General features: G+C 38.7%; 20 protein-coding genes. 7 read left to right on the top strand and 13 right to left on the bottom strand.

The features are described from left to right. Nucleotides 1-56: 56 nt before the first annotated feature. Nucleotides 57-599: a thioredoxin fold domain-containing protein gene (locus G3I01_RS07115; protein WP_219552317.1), complete on the top strand. Its 543-nt coding sequence runs from the start codon at nt 57-59 to the stop codon at nt 597-599. Here the strand turns inward: G3I01_RS07115 and G3I01_RS07120 are convergent. The 5 genes from G3I01_RS07120 to surE are packed head-to-tail and all read right to left on the bottom strand — an operon-like array spanning nt 596 to nt 5,431. Then, complete coding sequence (locus G3I01_RS07120) at nt 596-2,644, bottom strand: ComEC/Rec2 family competence protein (RefSeq protein ID WP_219552319.1); 2,049 nt, start codon at nt 2,642-2,644, stop codon at nt 596-598. The genes G3I01_RS07115 and G3I01_RS07120 overlap by 4 nt on opposite strands. A 34-nt stretch (nt 2,645-2,678) precedes the next feature. After that, nucleotides 2,679-3,230: a C40 family peptidase gene (locus tag G3I01_RS07125; protein WP_219552321.1), complete on the bottom strand. Its 552-nt coding sequence runs from the start codon at nt 3,228-3,230 to the stop codon at nt 2,679-2,681. Nucleotides 3,231-3,257: 27 nt separating this feature from the next. Further along, nucleotides 3,258-4,373, bottom strand: a complete 1,116-nt coding sequence (lpxB, locus tag G3I01_RS07130) for a lipid-A-disaccharide synthase (RefSeq protein ID WP_219552323.1) — start codon at nt 4,371-4,373, stop codon at nt 3,258-3,260. A 1-nt stretch (nt 4,374) separates the two neighbouring features. After that, nucleotides 4,375-4,656 carry a hypothetical protein gene (locus tag G3I01_RS07135; RefSeq protein WP_219552325.1) on the bottom strand — a complete coding sequence of 94 codons (282 nt, stop codon included), beginning with the start codon at nt 4,654-4,656 and terminating at the stop codon, nt 4,375-4,377. Next, nucleotides 4,649-5,431 (bottom strand): 5'/3'-nucleotidase SurE, encoded by a 783-nt coding sequence (gene surE / locus G3I01_RS07140; RefSeq protein ID WP_219552327.1) that lies wholly within the window; start codon nt 5,429-5,431, stop codon nt 4,649-4,651. Before surE ends, G3I01_RS07135 begins: the two co-directional genes overlap by 8 nt. Before the next feature lie 148 nt (nt 5,432-5,579). Between surE and G3I01_RS07145 the strand changes: the two genes are divergently transcribed. Next, nucleotides 5,580-7,733, top strand: coding sequence for a carboxy terminal-processing peptidase (locus G3I01_RS07145; protein ID WP_219552329.1), 2,154 nt, complete (start codon nt 5,580-5,582; stop codon nt 7,731-7,733). Between the two features lie 134 nt (nt 7,734-7,867). On the opposite strand, the gene rodA is transcribed toward G3I01_RS07145, so the two are convergent. From rodA to purH, 6 genes are read right to left on the bottom strand one after another with little or no spacing between them, the layout of a single operon-like run. Continuing rightward, nucleotides 7,868-9,115: a rod shape-determining protein RodA gene (gene rodA / locus G3I01_RS07150; RefSeq protein ID WP_219552332.1), complete on the bottom strand. Its 1,248-nt coding sequence runs from the start codon at nt 9,113-9,115 to the stop codon at nt 7,868-7,870. Then, nucleotides 9,116-10,984, bottom strand: coding sequence for a penicillin-binding protein 2 (gene mrdA, locus G3I01_RS07155; protein ID WP_219552334.1), 1,869 nt, complete (start codon nt 10,982-10,984; stop codon nt 9,116-9,118). It abuts the gene before it with no gap. Beyond that, nucleotides 10,981-11,487 carry a rod shape-determining protein MreD gene (locus G3I01_RS07160; protein ID WP_219552336.1) on the bottom strand — a complete coding sequence of 169 codons (507 nt, stop codon included), beginning with the start codon at nt 11,485-11,487 and terminating at the stop codon, nt 10,981-10,983. The genes mrdA and G3I01_RS07160 overlap by 4 nt, the downstream gene beginning before the upstream one ends. Then, complete coding sequence (gene mreC / locus G3I01_RS07165) at nt 11,477-12,301, bottom strand: rod shape-determining protein MreC (RefSeq protein WP_219552338.1); 825 nt, start codon at nt 12,299-12,301, stop codon at nt 11,477-11,479. The genes G3I01_RS07160 and mreC overlap by 11 nt, the downstream gene beginning before the upstream one ends. A 14-nt stretch (nt 12,302-12,315) precedes the next feature. Then, the gene (locus G3I01_RS07170) at nt 12,316-13,344 is read right to left on the bottom strand and encodes a rod shape-determining protein (RefSeq protein ID WP_011710806.1); all 1,029 of its coding nucleotides are present in this window, start codon (nt 13,342-13,344) and stop codon (nt 12,316-12,318) included. A gap of 42 nt (nt 13,345-13,386) precedes the next feature. Then, nucleotides 13,387-14,919, bottom strand: a complete 1,533-nt coding sequence (purH, locus tag G3I01_RS07175; protein WP_219552340.1) for a bifunctional phosphoribosylaminoimidazolecarboxamide formyltransferase/IMP cyclohydrolase — start codon at nt 14,917-14,919, stop codon at nt 13,387-13,389. A gap of 146 nt (nt 14,920-15,065) precedes the next feature. Here purH and G3I01_RS07180 point away from each other — a divergent pair, with 146 nt between their 5' ends. After that, complete coding sequence (locus tag G3I01_RS07180) at nt 15,066-16,322, top strand: ABC transporter permease (RefSeq protein WP_219552342.1); 1,257 nt, start codon at nt 15,066-15,068, stop codon at nt 16,320-16,322. Between the two features lie 318 nt (nt 16,323-16,640). Here the strand turns inward: G3I01_RS07180 and G3I01_RS07185 are convergent, their stop codons facing one another. Beyond that, entirely contained in the window at nt 16,641-17,096 is a 456-nt protein-coding gene (locus tag G3I01_RS07185; RefSeq protein WP_219552344.1) for a GAF domain-containing protein, read from the bottom strand. An 88-nt stretch (nt 17,097-17,184) separates the two neighbouring features. Here G3I01_RS07185 and xrtF point away from each other — a divergent pair, with 88 nt between their 5' ends. Together xrtF and G3I01_RS07195 are read left to right on the top strand one after the other, a co-directional pair. Further along, nucleotides 17,185-17,733 carry an exosortase family protein XrtF gene (gene xrtF / locus G3I01_RS07190; RefSeq protein ID WP_219552346.1) on the top strand — a complete coding sequence of 183 codons (549 nt, stop codon included), beginning with the start codon at nt 17,185-17,187 and terminating at the stop codon, nt 17,731-17,733. Then, nucleotides 17,718-18,167, top strand: a complete 450-nt coding sequence (locus G3I01_RS07195; RefSeq protein WP_219552348.1) for an exosortase F system-associated protein — start codon at nt 17,718-17,720, stop codon at nt 18,165-18,167. Before xrtF ends, G3I01_RS07195 begins: the two co-directional genes overlap by 16 nt. 3 nt (nt 18,168-18,170) lie before the next feature. Here G3I01_RS07195 and G3I01_RS07200 read toward each other — a convergent pair whose 3' ends face one another. Beyond that, entirely contained in the window at nt 18,171-19,118 is a 948-nt protein-coding gene (locus G3I01_RS07200) for an NmrA/HSCARG family protein (protein ID WP_219552350.1), read from the bottom strand. A 208-nt stretch (nt 19,119-19,326) separates the two neighbouring features. Between G3I01_RS07200 and G3I01_RS07205 the strand changes: the two genes are divergently transcribed. Together G3I01_RS07205 and G3I01_RS07210 are read left to right on the top strand one after the other, a co-directional pair. Then, nucleotides 19,327-19,707, top strand: coding sequence for a hypothetical protein (locus G3I01_RS07205; protein WP_347709006.1), 381 nt, complete (start codon nt 19,327-19,329; stop codon nt 19,705-19,707). 87 nt (nt 19,708-19,794) lie between these two features. Next, nucleotides 19,795-23,550, top strand: a complete 3,756-nt coding sequence (locus tag G3I01_RS07210) for an efflux RND transporter permease subunit (protein ID WP_219552354.1) — start codon at nt 19,795-19,797, stop codon at nt 23,548-23,550. The last annotated feature ends 2 nt before the right edge of the window (nt 23,551-23,552 follow it).

Here is a 23,552-nt window from a genome sequence, read left to right on the forward strand (position 1 = left end):
GTTCCCAAAATCTAGGAACGCTTTTTGATTTAACCGGGATTAGTTAAATTTATATCATGAAAAAATCGCTATTTCTTATATTATTTGTTTTTGCTGTTTCCGCTATTCAGGCTCAGGAAATCAAGTGGATGAGTATGAACGAGGCCTTGAAAGCCCAAGAGAAGGAACCAAAGAAAATATTTGTGGATGCCTATACAGATTGGTGTGGGCCATGCAAAATGCTGGACAAAAATACCTTTTCAAATAAAGATGTTGCGGCCTATATTAATAAGCATTATTATGCTGTTAAGTTCAATGCCGAAGGAAATGAGGTGATAAACTTTAAAGATAAGGTCTTTAAGAATCCTGGTTATGATCCTGAAAAAAAGGGTAGGAATGCCATTCACCAATTCACCCAGGCTATGGGAGTCTCGGCATATCCAACCATGGTTTTCTTTGATGAGAATGCGGGTTTTCTTACCCCTGTAAAAGGTTATTTAACGCCCCAGAAATTAGAGATCTTCCTCAAGATCTTTGCAACAGACGATTATAAGAAGGTAAAAACCGACGAAGATTGGAAAAAATACCAGGAAGAATTTGAAAGTACCTTTTCAAGCTAATCCAGTTTTTTCTTTTCTAAAATATAAGCTCCCTTTTCGCCTGTATAGTGAAAAGGGATTTTTTTGTTTTCAGCTGTTTTTTGCCATCGGTTAATAAAACTATGATAGTTGCTACCATCGGCGATAATATGGTTTGGTGAGATCGAATCAAGAAGACGCTCCAGGTTAATTTTTGGGGAATTTCTCAGGATTAGAAATTCAGGGTCAAACCCCCTTAAATTATAATTTCCGGAGGTGTCTATGACCAAAGTCAGCCGGTTAGAAAAGTTCATGATTTTTGAAATCTGATGATTTTCTAATTTTTGAATGTTTCTTTCCCTCAGGTAATCGTTCAAAAAAGTGGAGTCAACTTTCTCGCCTGAATAAACCCGAAAAATTCCCTCTTCTTTGATTCCTATTACAGAGTGTTTAGACCGGTGAAAAACTATCGCTTCCGTAGCTGGAATATCTGCCTTGGAGTAAAGAGTTATAACCTGAAATAGAATTATTGTAATAAGGAGAAAGCTGATCCGGAGATAATCAATCTTCCTGATCATGAATAGTCCTGCCAGAATAATCAGATATAATAAGGTGGTTTGAAGCAGACTTAGCTGAATGTTCGACACTACGAATGATTCTATGGTCGCTACCTTTTCAATGAAGATATTTAGGCTTTGTAAAATGCTTCCAAATAACTCTTCTAAAATATTCGGGAGTAGCCGAAATGCTGCCAGGATTATAACAAAAATACCAATAGCCAGGATAATTCCTAAAAAGGGTAGTACTACAAGATTGCTGAACAGGAACAGGCCGGGAAATTGATGAAAATAATAAATGCTTAGAGGGATAACTCCAATCTGCGCGGCTAGACTCACTGAGATAATCTTCCAGAAATAATCAATGATCTTATTCCCTGGTAAAAATAACTGGTAGATCAACGGCTGGAAAATGATAATGCTGAAAACTGCTAAATAGCTTAATTGAAATCCAACCTGGAACAGATAATAGGGATCAAGGAGCAGTAAAAAGAATAATGAGAGAAATAAACTGTTCAGGCTACTCGTCTTTCTTTTTAGCTGAAGGCCTACTGCAAGGAACGAAAACATGAATACAGCTCTAACTACTGAAGCGCTTAGTCCAGTAAGAAAAGCGAAACTCCAAAGAAGAATTATTATTAAAACGGACTTGATAAACCTCCCATATTTTAAGTTTTCTATTGGTTTAAGCAAGAAATTCAGGAAGAGGAGGAGGATCCCGATATGCAGACCTGATATAGCCAGGATATGAATAGCTCCAGCCGCAGCATAATCTTTATAAAGTTCATTACTAATATCCCTACGTTGCCCTAGGATCAACGCTTGAAAAACGGCCAATTCATTATTGCCAAAATCATACTCCTTCAAATTAAGAATTAGCTGCTCCCTTAAATTCCAGGCGTACTCTCTTAAGTTTGGATCATAACCGGTTATTAAAATTTCTGAAGGCCCCAGTGTTAGTTGGCGTTCCACCTTCAATTGTTTCATGTACCTGCTATAGCTAAACTGGAAAGGATTTAAAGGCTCTTTGATCATTTCGGGAGTCCATGTAAGCATGACCCGGGTTCCTGGTCTTAGCGTTAATTTCTGAAGGGAATCATGGTAAACGTTTAATAGTATTTTTCCTTGTGTCTCAAGTTTTGAATCTTTCAAAATTAGACTTTCGGCTTCAAGAATAAATTTTTCAGAAAAAGCTTTTGGTTTTAATTCCTCTGAGATCTTGCCTGAAATAATCCAACTATCGGTTGGCTCTATATTTTTATTTAAATAATTATTGGACTGATTGTTCGGAATACTAAAGAAAGTGGATAAAAATCCCAGGTAAAAGATCAGTAAGAAGGAAGCTATTCCGAGCAAGGCATCTGGGAAAAGACGTGTTCTGGAACGGTAAAAGGAGAAAAGGAAAAAGCATAAAATAACCGCGCCGGATATTGCAAGGATTTCAAAACTAATATTAATGTAGAATGCCAAAAATATACCTGCAATGAGGTAAATGCATAAGCGCAGGAAAATGAATTGAAAGTTTTTCACTCGAAGTGATTTACTTTCTGAAGGTAGATAAAAATCAGATGACTCTGCGTGCCATCACAAAATTATTATACCAGTAAGATTCTGAAAGTGAAGAGATAATGACTCCCCGGGATGTTGAAGAATGGATAAAATAGATCCCGTCTTTATTCACTTCCACTACCAGGCCTACATGATTAATGACTTTCCTGTTCTTATTGGTCTCAAAAAAAAGGAGATCACCCACATTCACCTCCTTTAGATATAATCTTTCACCTTGTAAAGACATATCCCTGGAGGTTCTTGGAAGTGAAATGCCTTCTTCCAGAAAGGAAACATAAATAAGGCCTGAACAATCCATACCTTTTTTATCGGTTCCGCCGTATTTATAGCGGGTACCTTCAAATTTTTTAGCGGTGCGAACAACCTTGGAAGCTCTTTTATCTTCAGGCTCAGCCTTTTCAGTACGCTCATAAACAGGGGCGTTTCCTTCAGTTTTGTTGTATTCCTCTTTGGTTGTAATTACCCTTTTTCTGGAAGATCCACAGGAAGTGAGAAAAGCTGCCATTAACAGAATGATCGAAAATTTAAAAAGACTCTTTGTTTTCATCTGATTAGGTCAATTAATTGATTTCTCTTATTCAGAGATCTTATCATAGATGAGTTCAGCGGTTTTCTTGCTGGCTCCTTTCCCGCCAAGTTTCTGCTCCAGTTCAAAATAATCTCCAAAGATCTTTTTCCGTTTCTTTTCATCAAGGATATTTTTCAGTTCGATCTTTAAATTTTTCGCATTGAATTCATTCTGGATTAGTTCTTTTACCACTTCCCGGTCCATGATCAGGTTTACTAACGAAATATAATCAAGGTTAATTATACGTTTTGCGATATGGTAAGAAATATAACTACCCTTGTAGCATACAACTTCCGGTACTTTGAATAAGGCCGTTTCGAGTGTTGCAGTTCCAGAAGTGACCAGTGCCGCATGAGAAATACCCAGAACATCATAGGTCTTGTTCATGATAAGTTTGATATTGGATTTTTTCATGAAAGTCTGATAAAATTCTTCTTCCTGGCTTGGAGCGCCGGCAATCACGAACTGGTAATCTTCGAAATCTGAAGTGATACTTAGCATTACCTTCAGCATTTTTTCTATCTCCTGTTTCCTGCTGCCCGGAAGTAAAGCAATGATTGGTCTTGAATCCAGACCGTTATTTCTTTTAAAAGATTCTATATCAACAGGAGGCCGGTTATCTATGGCATCAAGGAGAGGATGACCTACAAAATGAACCGGAAAATCGTGTTTTTCGGTATAAAAATCCTTTTCAAAAGGCAGGATAACATACATTTCATCAACATCGCGCTTTATCTTCTTGATCCTGTTCTCTTTCCAGGCCCAGATCTGTGGAGAGATATAATAATGGGTTCTTATTCCTTCTTTTTTGGCCCATTCAGCGATACGCATGTTAAAGCCGGGATAATCTACAAAAATGATCACATCGGGATCAAAACCGCTAATATCCTCCTTACAGAACTTGATATTTTTAAAAATGGTCCTAAGATTCATGATCACTTCAGAGAATCCCATAAAGGCAAGTTCCCTGTAATGTTTTACCAGGGTCCCGCCCTGTTGCTGCATTAGATCACCGCCCCAGAAGCGAAATTCAGCGTTAGTGTCTACTTCCTTAAGTGCCTTCATTAAATTGGAGGCATGTAGATCTCCGGAAGCTTCGCCAGCGATGATGTAATATTTCATGTTAAATGAATTTATAGATTGCTACGGCAACTGCTACAGATACGGTTGCCAGTAATACTCCCCTTGCATGGTAATTCTGTTTCTTTTTCAGAAAAACAAAGAATGGAATGAAGTTCAGGATGGCTCCAAGAGCTATTATCTTTCCAAGATAATCGTTCGCGACTGCATTCTTAAGAGTTGTATCTATATCGGCTTCTGAAAGTAGTGTGATATATAAAATTACCCCAGCGATGTTTGCCGCTATTCCTGTTAAAAATCCGGTGAGTAAATTTTGTTTAATCATTCAGAGACCAGCTGCTTAAATCTTTTATAAAATGATGGGCCGTAAGATCGAATTGAACAGGAACCACAGATACATAGCCTTTTTCCAATGCTTTTTCATCTGTATCGTCACCGTCATCCTTATTCACGAACTTTCCTGTTAACCAGTAATATTCACGACCCTGAGGATTAGTTCTTTTGTCGAACTCCTCTTCCCAGTGGGCATTCGCCTGCCTGCAAATTTTGATGCCTTTAATTTCTTCAGCTTTGAGTTTTGGGATATTTACGTTTAGAACAACACCTTTTGGAAGTCCGTTCTTTAGAACATTACGAGTGATCGCTTTTACGTATTTCCTAGTTGGTTCGAAGTCGGCATTAAGTGAATAATCCAGCAGGGAAAATCCAATGGCAGGAATACCTTCTATACCAGCCTCTACCGCTGCACTCATGGTGCCTGAATAAATGACATTAATGGAAGAATTAGATCCATGATTTATTCCACTTACACATAGATCTGGTTTGCGGTGGAGTATTTCCTGAGTGGCAATTTTCACACAATCAGCTGGAGTTCCAGAACAACTATATTCTTTATGCTTGTAGGATTCTTTGATGGTTACCTGCTCGCAGAAAAGTGTATCACTAATGGTGATCGCATGTCCCATTCCGCTTTGAGGGCTATCTGGTGCGACCACGATAACATCTCCAAGCTCTTTCATGACCTCTACCAGTGTCCTGATACCGGGTGCAGTTATCCCGTCATCATTAGTGACCAGGATCAGGGGTTTTTTCTTATTCATGCATAATTATTTGGTTCTGCTAAAATAAGAATTTAAATAAGGAAAGCTTATATTAGTGGTATCACAAATTAGTGCAGGTGATTTAACTTATTGGCACAGTTTTTACTATAATTATGGTAACCAAACGATGACGAAATTAAAACGAGTTATGAAAAGGAATATTAAGATCTTAGCAGTCGTTCTTCTAATGGCTGCTGCCTCATGTAGTTTTACTACCAAGAAATTCGAAGACCCCAACAAGGATAAACTTCTTATAGATCTCATTACGTATGTGCTTAACCAGGGACATTATGATGCTAAGGAAATTAATGACAGTTTTTCAGCAAATGTATATGAAGATTACCTTGAAGGTTTAGACCCTTCAAAACGATTTTTCTATGCCAGGGATATTGAGGAATTCGATGCTTTTAAAGATAAGATAGACGACCAGATCAAAGGGAAGAATATAGAATTTTTCAACCTTACCTATGGCCGTCTTGGCGAACGTATGGAAGAAGCCAGATCTCTGTATAAGGAAATTTTAGCTACTCCTTTTGATTTTAGTGAGGATGAAAAAATTAATACAGATTATGATAGTCTGGATTATGTTACCTCTAAAGAGGAAATGAGAAAAAGGTGGAAGGAACAATTGAAGTTCAATACCCTTATTACTTATTATGATCTTAAGCAGGATGAAAAACAGAAAAAAGAGGATGATGCTTCTTATGAAATGAAAACCGATGCCGAATTGGAAAAAGAGGCCAGAGAAACTACACTTTCTAATATAGACAGGTACTATGATTTTACAGACGACCTTGAGAGAGAGGATTACTTTTCGGTTTATATTAACTCGATTGTAGAGGAATTTGATCCTCATACCTTCTATTTTGCTCCTCAGGATAAGGATAGGTTCGATATAGCCATGTCTGGTAAGCTTGAGGGAATTGGAGCTCGTTTGATCAAGGATAGTGATGATATTACTATTACTGAAGTGATCTCTGGGGGTCCTGCCTGGAGAAGTGAAGAGATTGGCGAAGGTGATGTGATCTTAAAGGTGAAGCAGGAAGATGAGAAAGAGGCTGTGAGTATCGTTGGGATGAGGCTTGATGATGCGGTAGATCTTATCAAAGGTCCTAAAGACACTAAAGTAACCCTTACTGTTCGTAAGAAAGTGATGGGGAATATTGAAGAAGTTACTTTAACCCGTGATATTATCGAGATCGAAGAGACTTACGCCAAGGCTTCAATGGTGAAGAAAGATGGTAAAAAGTACGGTATTATAAATCTTCCTAAGTTCTATTTCGATATGGAAGACTATAATAATCGTAATGCTGCTTCAGATATTAAAGAAGATATTGTAAGACTGAAAAAAGAAGGAATGGAAGGTCTTGTGCTTGACCTTAGAAATAACGGTGGAGGATCTCTTAAAACCGTTGTGGATATAGCAGGGATGTTCATTGAAGAAGGACCAATTGTTCAGGTAAAATCTAATGGTCAGCGTAAAGAAGTACTGAAAGATGAAGATCCTCAGGTTGTTTGGGATGGTCCTTTAGTGATCCTGGTGAATGAACTTTCAGCTTCAGCGTCAGAGATACTTGCTGCAGCAATGCAGGATTATAAAAGAGCGATCATCATTGGTAGTAGGCAAACTTATGGTAAGGGAACAGTGCAGAACGTGATTGACCTTAACAGGTGGCTTAGAAATAATGATATGGGAGATATGGGAGCGCTTAAAATTACTACCCAGAAGTTCTATCGAGTGAATGGTGGTTCTACCCAGCTTGAAGGTGTGAAGAGTGATGTAGTGGTTCCGGACAGATATAGTTTTGTGGATATTGGTGAAAAGGATCAGGAAAATCCGTTACCATGGGATAAGATAGATGCAGCAGATTATGATATCTGGAATGGATATGTAGGTTTCGAGGAAGCTATCGAGGCTAGTAAAGCCAGGATGGACACAAATGATCAGCTAAAACTTATTGAGGATAATGCTAAATGGGTGAAAACTCAAAGCGAAGACAGCAGCTATCCATTGAGTTATGATGAATATGCAAAACAGGCTGAAAAAGACCAGGAAATGGCGAAGCAGTTTGAGGCAATTAAAGATTATAAGACAGATCTAACGTATACTTCGCTTCCTTATGAAGAAGAGCTTTTCGCTACAGACACTATACTGAAAGAGAAAAGGCAAAGATGGTATGAAAGTTTGAGCAAGGATGTTTATATTGAAGAAGCGATCAATGTGCTTTCAGATATTAAAATGAACAATATCACCAAGAATAAACTGGCAGATGTTGAGAGAAAGAATAAAGTGAAGAACTAAGAGTATATATAAAAGTAAAAACCCGGAACTTTGGTTCCGGGTTTTTTTATGTTTGATATTATGAAAAGAAAATATGTTTATCCGGTTCTGATTTTAGTTGTAGCCGCAATTCTTTTAATGGCAGATAAATGCTCCTAATAGGAAAGTCGGTCAGAATCTAGCTTAATAAAGATAAATAGTAAAATGGTGAATCCCCACAATCCGGATCCTCCATAACTAAAGAAGGGAAGTGGGATCCCAACCGTAGGGAAGATTCCTATTACCATTCCTATATTAACCAGGAAATGAATAAATAATATCCCGATTACGGAGTATCCATATACCCGGTAAAACTGGTTTCGTTGTCTTTCAGCCAGGACCAGGAGTCTTATTAATAACAGGACAAATAATATTACTACCAGAGCGCTTCCCAGAAAGCCCCATTCTTCTCCTACCGTACTGAAGATGTAATCTGTATGTTGTTCCGGTACAAAATGACCTTTCGTTTGCGTTCCTTCGGTCCAGCCTTTACCTAACCACCCGCCGCTGCCAATAGCGATCTCACTTTGATTTGTATTGTAACCAATTCCACGGGAATCAACTTCTTTTCCAAGGACAATGTTAAAGCGATCACGGTGTCTTTGTTCGAAGACATTTTCAAAGATGTAGTTTACAGAAAAACTTAAACCTATTGAAATAAGCGCGAATAAGGTAATAAGGACGCGGCCGGGCCGTTTTTTTCTTTTTCTAAAGAAGAGCAATAATCCAATTATTAAAGCTGCTACACTTACCCAAATTGGACCAATAACCAGGGTCAGGATAAATACTGAAACTGCCGTTAAACCTGCTACAAGATAAAAACCTGATAGTCCTTCACGATAAAGTGGAAAAAAGAAAGCTGCATAAACCAGAGCGCTTCCGGGGTCAGGTTGGGGGACAATAAGAATGGCTGGAATAGCAATTATGATAAAAGCTTTAACCTGGTGGCTAAGCCTTTTAATATTGGTTTGTATATCGCTTAAATATTTTGCCAGGGCCAGGGCGGTGGCGAATTTTGCAAATTCAGAGGGTTGTACTCCGAAGCTTCCAAAGGAATACCACGAGGTGGCACCTGATATTGTTTTACCAAACACAAATAACCCTGCCAGTGAGAGCAGTGAAATTATATAGATAACACTGGAAAATCGTTGGTAGAACTTGGCTTCAATAGAAAGTATGATGACAATAAGGAAAATGCTCAAGGCGATAAATAGTGCCTGTTTTCCGTAAGGTTGGCTCATGTCTAAATAAGAACCTGAACTTGATCCCAGGGAGGCTGAATAGATATTGGCCCAGCCAAAAAAGATCAATGCTAAATAAATGAATATGCTTATCCAGTCAAATCCTGCGCTGCTTTTACTCATTTACTGATTAATTCTAAAAGGTTCTCCGCTTAATGGTTTTGCATATTCGTCTTCCAGGCTGTGGCTTAAAATCCAGCTTTCCATATCAGTTCTTGTGATGGTGCCTTTCAGATATTTTTCAATCATAAGGCTGGCCATTCTACCTGCATATCTGCTTCCCCAGTATCCGTTTTCTACGAATACTGCAATAGCTATTTTTGGGTTCTCCACAGGGGCGAAAGCTACAAAAATGGAGTGATCTGTTAATTGGACTCTTATGCCATCTACTTTTGCAAAGTTTTCTGCAGTACCTGTTTTTCCGGCGATTTCTACACCAGGAATTCTTAGGGTAGAGGCCGTTCCACTTTTATAAACTTCATGCATGCCTTCTATCACCGGTTCAAAGTGTTTTGCTTCGATAGAGGTGTAATTCTTTTTAGTGAATTTATCTTCCTTTATAGGGTCGCCTTCGATCTCTTTAAGAATATGCGGCGTATAATACCAGCCTTTATTACTAATCGTGGCTGCCATATTAGCTAGCTGGATAGGCGTCATTAGAACCTCTCCCTGGCCAATGGCATTGGAAATGGTAGCTGTGGCATACCACTTATATGTTGGGTAATCATAGATCTGGTTATAATAATCTGAATCTGGTATTTTTCCAGGTTGACCTGTACTTAAGTCATTACCCATATATTGCCCTAAACCGAAGCTCTTTAAATGAGCATTCCAGGCATCCATTCCTTGTTGTGGAGTTGGGTATTTTTCGATAATCCTTCTGTAAACATTCGCAAAATAGGCGTTGCATGACTGAGCAATTCCAGGAACCATGGATAACGGACTATTGTGCGCATGGCATCCCAGCTTTCTTCCTCTACCATAGGAGTACCCATGATTACAGGAAAAGCTATCTTGGGTGTCCACCACACCTTCCTGCAAACCAATTAAGGCATTTAGAGTCTTGAATGGGGATCCAGGTGGATATTGAGCCAAAAGGCCGCGATCGTAAAGCGGTCTGGCAATAGTATCGTAATATAATTCGGTGAAGTTAGGGGAGCGTTTACGCCCTACAAGTTTCGCAGGATCATAAGTTGGAGCCGTAATTAGAGCCAGGATCTCTCCTGTTTCCGGTTCAAGGGCAACGATGCCACCCCTTTTGTTTTTCATTAATTTGGTTCCATAATCCTGCAGCGCTGCATCTAAAGTTAGCGCAATATCTTTTCCTTTTTCTGGAAGTGTATCGTAAATGCCTTCTTTATAAGGGCCAATATCCCTGTTAAAACGGTCTTTCTGAATATATTTTACACCCTTTACTCCGCGTAAAAGTTCTTCGTAGGTTTCCTCTACCCCGGCACGGCCAATAAGGTCACCAGAAATATAATAAGGATTCTTACTTACAATACTCGGGTTAACTTCGGCTATGTATCCTAAAACATTAGCGCTATGATCTACCTGGTAATCCCTTAAAGATCTCTTCTGAATATAAAAGCCTTCGTATTTCCTCATTTTCTCCTGAAGGATTGCATATTCGCTCTTGGTAAGCTGAGGAATAACTACCGAGGGTAACATAGGAGAATAGATCCTTGCCTTGTCCAGTTTCTTTTCCAGATCTTCTCGTTCGAGGTTTAAGATCTGGCAGAATTCTGTGGTATCGAATGGTTTCAGGTTTCTAGGAATAACCATGACGTCATAGGACGGTTGGTTAGAAACCATCAATTCCCCATTACGGTCATAAATATAACCACGCTGAGGATAATCATATACTACTTTTATCGCATTATCCTGTGACCTTATCGCCAGAGATGTATCAACCACCTGGAGATAGAACAATCTTCCTATGAAGATCAAACCGGTGGTTAAGATCGTTATGTATAGTAAAATCTTTCTCATCGATATTTTTTACTAAATAAAGTAAGGCTTAAAAGAGTTAGGATAACTGTGAATATACTGGAAAATAATGTCTTTTTCAGTACTAGAAGTATATGATTTAAGCTGAACATTTCCAAGGAAAACAATACAAAATGATGTAGTATCACCATTAAGAAAACGTAGCTTAATTTCGATCCAAAAGGAGTTGCCGCAAGCCTGATGTTTTGATGGTCATAACTTATTCCAAATGAGAACCTCAATAAGTTAGGTCTTACAAAAGCTGCTACTAAACATGCCGCTGCATTAATCCCGCCGCTATCTTCAAAAATATCTATACTTAATCCTAATAGGAAAGATAAAAACAGGAATAAACTCTGATTTCCGGCAAAAGGATACAGCAATATGAACAATACATACAAATGCGGATTTATATATCCTGCAAAGTTGATATTGTTCAGGATTAGGACCTGTAAAAAAACAAGGATGATGAACCTGGCGATATTTGAAAAAACCTTATTGTTCATTGGTCTCCTGTAATTTCTCTATTTCTTCCTTGTTCACATTTTCTATCACGTAGACATAACCAATATTGGTCATATCATTAAAAAGCTTGATGTTGATGGTATAATAACTTTGGGTTTGGTCAAGAGTGAAATCCTGAATACTTCCAATGGGAAGACCTTTTGGATAGATGAGAGATCTACCCCCGGTAATAATGGTATCTCCTTTTTGCAAGGGCGCCTGTCTCGGAACGTCTATCAATTGTACAATATTCGGGTCTTTTCCATCCCATACCAGACTACCAAAATGATTGGTGTTATTAAGTTGCGCATTTATACGCGATCTGCTATTTAAAATAGATATTACTCTCGAGTAATTCTCGTTTACCCTATCCACGATTCCAACGATTCCCTGACTGGTGATAACCCCAAATTCCTGTTCAATACCAGATTTTTTTCCACGGTTTAGTGTAAGATAATTATCAACTTTTGAGAAGTTATTGTTGATCACCCTTGCCGTCCTGAACAAATAATCTCCTTCAAAAGAAGTACTATCCAGTTGCTTTTCTACTGAAATGCTGTCGTGAATATTTGAAATGATGTTACGAAGCTTGTTGTTCTCTTCAAGCAATCTTTCATTATACTCGTCCAGGTGAAGATAGGTATTGATGTTATTAGACCATGAATAAACGCCACCGGTCACAATATTGGCAGAGCTTATAAATCGGCTCTTATGAAAAGCGTGATTTTGAATTGTAAGAAATACAGATACAACGAACAGGATTAAGAATAAAATCGAATTCTTATTCCGAATAAGAAAGTTGAAAATCTGCTGCATAAATTAATCTTCTCCTACTTGATCAAAATCCCTTTGTATCGATTCAATGTCTTTAAACAGATACCTGTACCACGAACTACGGCTCTTAATGGATCTTCGGCGATATAAACCGGAAGATCTGTTTTCTGAGATAAACGTTTGTCCAGGCCTCTTAACATTGAACCACCACCTGCAAGATAGATACCGGTATTGTAAATATCGGCAGCAAGTTCTGGCGGAGTCTGAGAAAGGGTTTCCATAACCGCATCTTCGATCCTCAAAATAGATTTATCTAAAGCCTTGGCAATTTCACGGTAAGAGATATTTACCTGCTTCGGTTTCCCGGTAAGAAGGTCTCTACCCTGAACGCTCATTTCATCTGGCGGCACCTCAAGATCTTCAGTAGCCGCACCGATCTGTATCTTTATTTTTTCCGCAGTACGCTCACCTACATAAAGGTTATGCTGGGTTCTCATGTAATAAACGATATCATTGGTGAAAACATCACCGGCGATCTTCACCGATTTGTCACACACGATACCTCCAAGAGCGATCACTGCGATTTCTGTAGTACCTCCCCCTATATCCACGATCATATTTCCTTTAGGCTGCATGATGTCAACACCTATACCAATGGCAGCGGCCATAGGTTCGTGGATAAGGTAAACCTCTTTACCATTAACTCTTTCTGCACTTTCCTTAACAGCGCGCATCTCCACTTCAGTAATTCCTGACGGGATACAGATAACCATTCTTAAGGCAGGAGTAAATAGTTTTTTCTTAAGTGCCGGAATTTCTTTGATGAACATGGTAAGCATCTTCTCACTGGCATCAAAATCGGCAATTACACCATCTTTTAAAGGACGTATGGTCTTGATGTTCTCATGAGTTTTCCCCTGCATCATAGCCGCTTCCTTACCTACAGCTGTTATTTTGCCGGAAGTTCTGTCGCGCGCTACTATTGAGGGGCTGTCTACAACAACTTTATCATTATGTATTATAAGGGTGTTGGCTGTACCTAAGTCGATTGCTATTTCTTCAATGAGAAAGTCGAAAAATCCCATAGTGTTTTTATAAGTATTGAGGTTCGGGTAAATGTACTAAAATTAATGTTTAAAATGGCGTGTTCCTGTCATCACCATGGCGATATTATTTTCATTGCAATAATCGATGCTCAGCTGATCTTTAATTGATCCTCCAGGCTGAATTACTGCAGTGATACCTGCGTTTCCGGCAATCTCCACACAATCAGGGAATGGGAAAAAAGCATCACTCGCCATAACGGCACCATTCAGGTCAAAATCAAATGACCTTGCTTTCTCTATGCTTTGGGTTAGGGCATCCACTCTTGAAGTCTGACCAGTACCACTTGCACAAAGTTGTTTGTTTTTAGCTAAAACGATGGTATTCGATTTAGTGTGTTTGCAAATTTTAGATGCAAATATCATGTCAGATAACTCGTCATCTGATGCTTTATTGTTCGTGGCCTGCGTAAGATCTTCCAGTTTATCTGTCTTTAGATCTTTATCCTGAACCAAAACTCCATTCAAACAGGTTCTTACCTGGTCCTTTGGAAGTTCAACATCTTTAAGTATTAAAAGAATTCTGTTCTTCTTTCCTTTCAATATTTCTAACGCTTCCGAAGAAAAAGAAGGAGCGATCACCACTTCACAGAAAAGTTTGTGGATTTCTTCAGCAGTTTTGGCATCTATTTCCACATTACTGATCAGGATCCCACCGAAAGCTGAGACTGGATCACCTGCCAGCGCATCTACATACGCCTGGTGGATAGTGTCACGCTGCGCAAGACCACAAGCGTTATTATGTTTTAAGATGGCGAAGGTTGGAGCCTCTCCTTTGAATTCATTCATGAGGTTAACCGCAGCATCAACATCCAAAAGGTTATTATAAGAAAGTTCCTTTCCGTGAAGTTTGTCAAAGATCGCATCGAAATCTCCAAAGAAAGTCCCTTTTTGATGTGGGTTTTCTCCATACCTCAATTCTTTTCCCTTCAATTCACTTTGTTTGAAAGAATTTACTTCTCCTTCAGTATTAAAATAATTGAAGATCGCTGAATCGTAATGCGAAGAAATATTAAAAGCTTTTGTCGCGAATCTTTTCCTGTCTGCTATGCTGGTTTCTCCATTCTTTGCATTCAGGAGATCAAGAAACTCTTGGTAGTCGTCTACAGATGAAACACAGGTAACATCCTTGAAGTTTTTAGCCGCAGCACGAATTAAAGAAATACCTCCAATGTCTATTTTTTCAATGATATCCTGTTCAGAAGCGCCAGAAGCTACTGTTTTTTCAAAAGGATAAAGGTCCACGATCACAATGTCAATCTGCGGAATTTCATATTGTTCCAGTTCTTTTACATCTCCTTCATGGTCTTGACGGTTCAATATTCCACCAAAAACCTTAGGGTGAAGTGTCTTTACTCTTCCGCCTAAAATTGAAGGATATGAGGTTACATCTTCAACTGGGATCACCTCGATCCCTAGATCCTTGATAAATTTTTCGGTACCTCCGGTAGAGTATATTTTGATTCCCAGGTCATTAAGTTTTTCAACGATTGGTTCTAACCCGTCTTTACTGAAAACTGAAATTAAAGCAGATTTTGCTTGTTTTAATTCGCTCATTGTGTTGTGTTTGTTAAAGCTGCAAAAGTAACCAATTAAGCTAAAAATCTGAAGGAGGAATCCCTGAATTCTAAATAAATTTTGTAACGAATTTTTAGAACGAACGTCCTATCTTTAAATCGACCTAAAACAGCTGATTTTATACCATGCTAATTTATTTACGCGTACTCAAGGAGAGCTTTAATTTCGCTATAAGCGCTCTTAAAAATAACCGTCTTCGTACTTTTCTCTCTTTGCTGGGCGTTACCATTGGTATATTTTCAATTATCGCAGTTCTTGCCGCCGTAGATTCCCTGAAAAAAGATATTACCGGAAGTTTAAGTGCACTGGATAACAGCACGGTTATCGTTATGAGATTCAATTTTGGACCTTCTGAAGTTCCACGTTGGAAAAGAGAACAGTTTCCAGATGTCACCTATGAAGAATATCAGAATCTGAAGAAGAGTCTTCCAGATGTAGAAGCTATAAGTTTTGCACTGGGAGTTCCCGGGGGTTCTTCTATAAAATATCAGGACGTTACCAGCACTGGAGTAGATATTGGTGCAGTGACCCATGAATATTATGATATTGAAGCTTTTGAGCTGGAAGAAGGAAGGTTTTTTAATGAACCCGAAGCTGTGAGCGGCTCTGGGGTTATTGTCCTGGGGCATGAGATCGCGAATAATTTATTTGGCGATTCCAATGGCTTAGGGAAAGAAGTGAGGATCTTTGGAAGACGGGCAACCGTAATTGGAGTTCTTAAAAAGCAGGGGCAGTCCTTGTTTACAGGTTCAAGAGATGGCCAGGCCTTTGTGCCGGCAAATTTTGCCCGACGAGTTTATGGTACCACCAAAGGAACTGTATTCCCTCAAATAGTCATGAAGCCAGAAGATGGAGTAGATAATGACGAATTTGTAGCGATGCTGGAACAACAGCTTAGAAATATGCGTGGACTGAAACCCGGGGAGATCAATAACTTTTTTGTGAACCAACTTCAGGGATTTGCAGATTTTATAGACAATATTACCGGACAGTTAAATATCATTGGTTTGGTCATCAGCGGATTTTCATTGCTGGTAGGTGGCTTTGGAATCGCAAATATCATGTTCGTGAGCGTAAAAGAGCGAACTAACTTAATTGGAATTCAGAAATCCCTGGGGGCCAAGAACAAGTTCATTCTTTCTCAGTTCTTATTTGAAGCGATTATACTTTCAGTAATTGGAGGAATGGTTGGATTATTTATAGTCTGGCTGGTTTCTATTGTAGCTTCCCAGTTTACTGGTGATTTTGAATTCGTCCTTTCTCCACTGAATATTTTAATTGGAACCGCCGTATCTGCAGTAATTGGATTAATTTCAGGTATAATTCCCGCTATATCTGCTTCTAAACTAGATCCTGTTGAAGCAATTAGAACTGGAATGTAAAGGTCTCGTTAAATGCGTTGTCATTTACCCTCAATTTTAGCTTAAATTATTCTAAAAAGAATTAAAGTTCGTTAAAGATCTGTTTCCCAGGGTAAAGCTTGTGTATGTTTGAATCAAAAGCTATGGAAATGGGAAATGAAATTGAAAAAAACTATTTGAATTCTATTCTACAATTGATTGGATTTTTTATCCTTTTATTTTTTACAATAGCCTTTCAAATATAGATTTGAAAAAGAAATATCACTAAAAACTAGCTATACCAAAAACGATAAAACCCTTAGGAACTCCTAAGGGTTTTATTGTTATATGTGTTTTCCTCTATAAGATCTCAGATACTTTTTCATTTACCCATTGAAGAAAAATTTCATCTTCGTGTGAGAATGGATCTTCAGTATGACTGTCTATATCTATCTGGCCAATGTTCTCTCCGTTTTTGAAAAGAGGGATAACAATCTCTGCCTTTACATGAATACTGCAGGCTATGTAATTATTTTGAGCTTTCACATCTGGTACCACGAAATTTTTATTCGAAACCGCAACCTGTCCGCAAATACCTTTACCAAAAGGGATAATTTCATGATCTGTTGGTTCTCCGGCAAAAGATCTTAATTTAAGTTCTTCCTTATCTCCATTCTTAAAGTAGAAACCTACCCAGTCATAATATGGAATATTAGATTCAAGTAGCTCACATACTTCTGTAAGCCTTTTATCCACGCTTAGATTCTCATTATTAAGGATCTCTTCAACTCTTGGTTTTAATTTCTGAAATGGCATATTAACAATATTTAGTGCAAAAGTATTCAATTTCTCATGTAAACTGAGCCTTTGATTTCTATAAATTTGTTAAAAACCCCTCTATCGCTTGCTCAGTTTAATTAAGAAATATCGTCTTGTTCTTAGATTCATCTTTATATTTCTGGGTAGTTACTTTCTTTTTTCCAGTCTCTATAGCGGATTTCTAATTCTGTACGATACAGAACATCCCGTTCCAGATCCTTTAACTCAGCTCGTAGCGCGTCAAAGCGGAACAGTAATGCAGGGTTTAGGTTATGAGAATGTTGAGGTAGTGATGCATTATACCGGTTTGTCCATGAAATTAATGGTCAATGATTATTTTTTAGCCGGAATAGTGGAAGGCTGTAATTCAGCGAGTATAATTATACTTTTCACTTCTTTTATTCTGGCATTCTTTGGAAAAACTGTTTCAACCATACTATATATTCTGGCCGGCTCGGTCATCATTTACTCGATCAATATTCTTAGAATAGTGATACTTGCGGTAAGTATTTATGAATACCCGCAATATGCCAACATAATGCATTCAATATTTTTCCCATTAGCTATTTACGGGACTGTTTTAATTCTCTGGTTGATCTGGGTTAGAATTTATTCAAAATGGAAAAAACAGTAAAAAGACGGTATCGGATAGTGGAAATTGGTCTATTGGTCCTGTTGCTTGCGGCTATAAGATTTTTCGAGCAGGAATTGTTCTATGATCCGTTAATCCAGTTCTTTAAATCTGATTATTTACTGGACATCATACCACCAATGGACATGGCCAAACTTATGTTCAATCTTACCCTTAGATTTTGGCTGAATACAATTATATCTTTAGCTATAATCTATATAAGTTTTAGAGACCTCAATATCTTGAAGTTTTCTGCGGTTTTATATGCCATTCTTTATGTACTGGCAACCATCGTATTTATTTTTCTGGTATTAAATATAGAAAGAGAACATTATCTGGCCCTCTTTTATGTAAGAAGGTTTTTAATTCATCCGCTTTTTTTATTGATCCTGCTTCCGGCTTTTTATTACTATAGACTGAAAGAATATAAAAAGTAGGATCTAAACATCGATCTTGTCTTTATTCTGTTCCAGCCACTGCCTGAAATTAAGCAGTTCGGGATTTAATTTTCGGGTTGCATTTACATCTCTAATGGTGCAGAAATATTCTTCCTGTTCAACCTTAAATTGGAACATATTACCAAGATCATCGGCTCCGGGAAAATCAAAATTCCTGTAAACCTCGGGCTCTACCGCGTTGTACTTTACCTTCTTGCCATAGACCTCAGAGAAAATATCAGCCATTTCCTTACCGGTAAGATGTTCACCCGCGATGGCAACAATCTTATTCTTGTAGTTGTCACCAGCTTTGAATATTCCGTAGGCACATTTTCCTATATCTTCCGCGGCAATTCCTGGAAGTTCTTTTTTATCCATCGGGAACGTAATTGCCAGTTCACCATCTTCGCCCTTTTGTGGACCCATCCCGAAATTGATAAAATTATCCCAGTAAAAAGAAGTGAAGAGAAGGGTGTAGGGAACTTTACTGGCCGTGAAATATTCATCCGCCTCACCCTTGGCATCAAAATGCGGTACCTTATACTTTTCCATCAAAGTGGGCATGCGGTCATCGTCTAAAGGAATCCATTTCCTGGTGTCCTCAAGTGTAGACCAGATTACATGTTTTAAGCCTGCCTCTTTTCCTGCTTCAGCCATATTCTTGGCCTGCTCCAGTTCTTTTTCCGGAGAGAAATGTTCCCAGAAATTGGTCATACAAAAAGCGCCATAAGCGCCCTTGAAGGCTTTAATAACACTTTCTTTATTGTCTATATCTGCTTCTACAACCTCAGCTCCAAGGTCTTTAAGTTCTTTAGCTTTGTCTGACGATGGATTTCGTGTGATTGCTCTTGCTTTGAATCCGCCATCCGTGTCATTTAAAATTGCACGAACTAATCCACCTCCCTGCGATCCTGTAGCACCTACGACCGCAATAATTTTTTTATTTCCCATTTTTATATGATTGTTTAAGTGATTGATTTACATAAAAGTACGTATAAAATGATTAATTTTTAAAATTCAATTTTTGAAAGATTATTCCTGAAAATTGAAACCATGGACTCCATAAGTTTTCTAATTTTACCTCCAGGTTTTTGGATCTTTAAGGTCTAAAACTCTGATATTTAAAAAATATGTATTTTTGTAAGCAGTGAAAAAAGCTTTGCAACATATAATTTCCTTGACCATGGCCTTTCTGGTGATGTTATCTACCATGTCTTTTACGGTAGATAAGCATTTCTGTGGGAGTCATTTAGTGGATAAAGCCGTTTTCTCCAAGGCAAAGACTTGTGGGATGCAAATGAATGCGGCTGCGGAATCACATTGTTGTACCAATGAAAAAGTTTCAGTTGAAGGTCAGGATGAATTAAAATTATCTTTTGATTCTTTCGATTTCCATCAACAGCTTTTCATTACTACTTTCACTTATGCCTATTTTGATCTGTTTGAAAGTTTACCAAAACAGATCATTCCATTTAAAGATTATTCTCCTCCCATACTGGTCACAGATATACAGCTGGAAGACCAAGTATTCCTTATTTGATAATTAAGATTTAGATCTTGAACCACTCATTTTTTGCAGTGGCTTTTTGCGTTACGCGCCTTATTTCTAATTTTTAATTACCGAAAAATGCTGAATAAAAGCATCAAATATTTAATCGAGAACAAACTGGTCACCTTTATATTACTAGCGGTGATCGTTGGTTGGGGGATCATGAACTCACCTTTCAACTGGGAAACCGGCATATTGCCAAATGATCCCGTGGCGGTAGATGCTATCCCCGACATTGGTGAAAATCAACAGATCATTTTTACCGAATGGCCTGGCCGCTCTCCACAGGATATTGAAGATCAGATCACTTATCCTTTAACCACGAGTTTACTTGGTATTCCGGGAGTGAAAACCATTCGTAGTTCTTCTATGTTCGGTTTTTCCAGTATCTATATCATTTTTGAAGAAGATGTAGAATTCTACTGGAGCCGTAGTCGTATTCTTGAAAAGCTTAATTCTTTACCCGAAAACCTTTTACCCGAAGGCGTGAGCCCAACCCTGGGACCTGATGCTACAGGTCTTGGACAGATATTCTGGTATACTCTGGAAGGTCGGGATAAAGATGGAAATGTTACCGGTGGATGGGACCTGCAGGAATTGCGGAGTATTCAGGATTACTATGTAAAATATGCACTATCCGGAGCAAGTGGGGTTTCAGAAGTGGCGAGTATTGGTGGATATGTTCAGCAATATCAGATCGATGTGAAACCTGAACTAATGCGCCAATACGGAATTGGCCTGGATCAGGTTGTGATGGCGGTCAAGCAAAGTAATCGGGAAATAGGCGCGCAAACTCTGGAGATCAACCAGGCAGAATATCTGGTTCGAGGTCTGGGTTACGTCAAATCTGTGGAAGACATCGAAAATGCAGTGGTGACTTCAGAAGATTATGCTTCTATAAAGATCAAGGACATTGCTAACGTCTCTATGGGACCTGCTTCGCGCCGTGGGATCCTGGACAAGGAAGGTGCTGAGGTTGTTGGAGGGGTTGTGGTTGCCCGTTACGGTGCCAATCCTTTGGAGGTGATCAATAATGTAAAGGCTGAAATTGCTGAAATAAGTTCCGGTCTTCCTTCAAAAACCCTAAGCGATGGTACCGAATCCCAACTTACAATTGTTCCTTTTTATGACAGGACAGAGCTTATCCAGGAAACTCTTGAAACTTTGAACGAAGCCCTTACGATGGAAATTTTGATCACTATTCTGGTCATTATTATTATGGTATTCAATTTAAGGGCCTCCATTCTAATTTCCGGATTACTGCCCGTGGCTGTTCTTATGGTGTTCATTTCGATGAAGATCTTTGACGTAGCGGCGAATATTGTAGCTCTTTCCGGTATTGCGATTGCTATTGGGACCATGGTGGATATGGGAATTATCCTGTCTGAAAATATCATCAGGCATCTGGATATGAAAGATAAACGGCCCATTAATCAATTGGTCTATGAAGCCACAGCTGAAGTTTCTGGAGCGATCGTAACCGCGGTATTAACTACCATTATTAGCTTTATTCCTGTTTTCACTATGGTAGGAGCAGAAGGGAAGTTATTCCGACCTCTGGCTTTTACCAAGACCATGGCACTTACCGCTTCAATTTTGGTAGCCTTATTTCTAATTCCACCCATAGCAGCAATTTTATTCAAAAAACGAAATTTCAGAAAAGGAACGAGCTATATATTCCCTGTATTATTGATCCTTACAGGAATCGCAGCAATTTTCTTCGGATACTGGATAGGTCTCGCCTTAATTGGTTTTGGAGCGATAGACTTCCTCATGAAATTCGATAAGATTGATGAAAAGCAAAGTAAATTGTTCAAGATCATCATTTCAGTAGCAACAATCGTAATGCTGCTATCTGTATACTGGAGGCCTCTGGGACTTCAAAACAGTATTTTTTTGAATCTTTTTTTCGTTTCAGTGATCACCTTTGGACTATTGGCGGTCTTTTACCTTTTCAAAAGATATTATGTTAGAATTCTAACATGGACCCTGGAAAATAAATTACTTTTCCTGGCTATTCCTACCGCAATTATCGTCCTTGGCTTCTTTATAATGAAAAATACTGGTAAGGAATTCATGCCTTCCTTAAACGAAGGATCCTTTCTCTTAATGCCTACTTCTTTACCCCATTCTGGAGTGGAGGAGAACAAAAGGGTTTTACAACAGTTAGATATGGCTGTGGCGAGTTTGCCAGAGGTGGAAACCGTGGTGGGTAAAGCGGGTAGAACCGAATCTGCTCTGGATCCGGCACCGCTATCCATGTACGAAAACATAATTCAGTATAAGACTGAATTTATGGAGAATGAAGATGGAGAAAAACAGGAATACCGTGTTAATGAAGATGGTTTGTTTATTCTGAAAAACGGGAAACTTGCTGCCAATCCAAATTCAGAAGTAGATAATTTAGAGCAGTACAAGGATTCTTTGGTAAATAATCCATTGAAATTAAATCCTTCCCAACTTATTCCTGATGATGATGGTGAATATTTCAGGAATTGGAGACCTGAGATCAAAACTCCTGATGATATCTGGAATGAGATCGCCAGGGTTACAAAGCTTCCGGGAGTAACATCTGCACCTAAATTACAGCCTATTGAAACGCGCCTTATCATGTTGCAAACTGGGATGAGAGCGCCAATGGGAATCAAGGTCCAGGGTCAGGACCTGAAGCAGATCCAGGATTTTGGGATGAAGCTTGAAGATATTCTAAAGGAGGCTGAGGGAGTTAAAGATGAAGCTGTTTTTGCCGATAGGATCGTAGGTAAACCTTATTTACTAATCGATATAAAAAGGGAGAGCCTTGCTCGTTACGGGATCTCAATTGATGATGTTCAACAAATATTGCAGGTCGCTGTTGGTGGAATGCAGTTGAGCCAGACGGTTGAGGGAAGAGAACGATATGGTATTCGTGTAAGGTATCCAAGAGAACTTCGTGGAAGCCCGCAGGATATCAAGGATATTTATGTTCCGGTAGAAGGCGGTTCACCAGTTCCTCTAGGCCAATTGGTAGACATTAGATATGAGCAGGGACCTCAGGTTATAAAAAGTGAGAATACATTCTTGACCGGATATGTGCTGTTCGATAAACTGGATGGTTTTGCTGAGGTTAATGTGGTTGAGAATGCCCAGGAATTAATTCAGGAAAAAATAGATTCCGGAGAACTAAAAGTCCCGGCTGGTATCAAATATCGATTTACAGGAAGTTATGAGAACCAGATCAGGGCTGAGAAAACACTCTCCCTGGTAGTCCCATTGTCTTTATTGATCATTTTCCTGATCCTTTACTTTCAGTTTAAATCAGTCTCAACATCATTAATGGTATTTGCCGGAATCGCGGTTGCCTTTGGTGGAGGATTTATGATGATCTGGCTGTATGGCCAGGGTTGGTTTATGGATTTCAGCCTTTTCGGAGAGAATATCAGGCAACTGTTTCAGATCAAAACGATCAATTTAAGTGTCGCCGTCTGGGTTGGATTTATTGCGCTTTTTGGTATTGCTACAGATGATGGCGTTGTGATGGCTACTTATCTTACTCAAACTTTCGAAGCTAATTCTCCCGATAATAAAAAGGAGATAAGACAATCTGTGATCGAAGCTGGTAAAATGCGTATTAGGCCATGTTTAATGACCACAGCTACCACTATACTTGCTTTACTGCCAATTCTAACTTCAACGGGAAGAGGTAGTGATATTATGATCCCGATGGCTATTCCTGCCTTTGGTGGAATGCTTATCGCCCTGATCACTTTATTCGTGGTACCCGTATTGTTTAGCTGGAGGAAGGAAAGTCAGTTGAAAGTTAAAAGTGAAAAACTAAAAGTGAATAATCGATAAGT

The organism is Gramella sp. MT6 (assembly GCF_019357415.1).
Lineage (GTDB): Bacteria > Bacteroidota > Bacteroidia > Flavobacteriales > Flavobacteriaceae > Christiangramia.

Bases quoted from the DNA above. Each gene is read 5' to 3' on its own strand.
- G3I01_RS07115 (WP_219552317.1), top strand. From the start codon at position 57: ATGAAAAAATCGCTATTTCTTATATTATTTGTTTTTGCTGTTTCCGCT.
- G3I01_RS07125 (WP_219552321.1), bottom strand. From the start codon at position 3,230: ATGAAAACAAAGAGTCTTTTTAAATTTTCGATCATTCTGTTAATGGCA.
- lpxB (WP_219552323.1), bottom strand. From the start codon at position 4,373: ATGAAATATTACATCATCGCTGGCGAAGCTTCCGGAGATCTACATGCC.
- G3I01_RS07135 (WP_219552325.1), bottom strand. From the start codon at position 4,656: ATGATTAAACAAAATTTACTCACCGGATTTTTAACAGGAATAGCGGCA.
- surE (WP_219552327.1), bottom strand. From the start codon at position 5,431: ATGAATAAGAAAAAACCCCTGATCCTGGTCACTAATGATGACGGGATA.
- G3I01_RS07145 (WP_219552329.1), top strand. From the start codon at position 5,580: ATGAAAAGGAATATTAAGATCTTAGCAGTCGTTCTTCTAATGGCTGCT.
- rodA (WP_219552332.1), bottom strand. From the start codon at position 9,115: ATGAGTAAAAGCAGCGCAGGATTTGACTGGATAAGCATATTCATTTAT.
- mrdA (WP_219552334.1), bottom strand. From the start codon at position 10,984: ATGAGAAAGATTTTACTATACATAACGATCTTAACCACCGGTTTGATC.
- G3I01_RS07160 (WP_219552336.1), bottom strand. From the start codon at position 11,487: ATGAACAATAAGGTTTTTTCAAATATCGCCAGGTTCATCATCCTTGTT.
- mreC (WP_219552338.1), bottom strand. From the start codon at position 12,301: ATGCAGCAGATTTTCAACTTTCTTATTCGGAATAAGAATTCGATTTTA.
- G3I01_RS07170 (WP_011710806.1), bottom strand. From the start codon at position 13,344: ATGGGATTTTTCGACTTTCTCATTGAAGAAATAGCAATCGACTTAGGT.
- purH (WP_219552340.1), bottom strand. From the start codon at position 14,919: ATGAGCGAATTAAAACAAGCAAAATCTGCTTTAATTTCAGTTTTCAGT.
- G3I01_RS07180 (WP_219552342.1), top strand. From the start codon at position 15,066: ATGCTAATTTATTTACGCGTACTCAAGGAGAGCTTTAATTTCGCTATA.
- G3I01_RS07185 (WP_219552344.1), bottom strand. From the start codon at position 17,096: ATGCCATTTCAGAAATTAAAACCAAGAGTTGAAGAGATCCTTAATAAT.
- G3I01_RS07195 (WP_219552348.1), top strand. From the start codon at position 17,718: ATGGAAAAAACAGTAAAAAGACGGTATCGGATAGTGGAAATTGGTCTA.
- G3I01_RS07200 (WP_219552350.1), bottom strand. From the start codon at position 19,118: ATGGGAAATAAAAAAATTATTGCGGTCGTAGGTGCTACAGGATCGCAG.
- G3I01_RS07210 (WP_219552354.1), top strand. From the start codon at position 19,795: ATGCTGAATAAAAGCATCAAATATTTAATCGAGAACAAACTGGTCACC.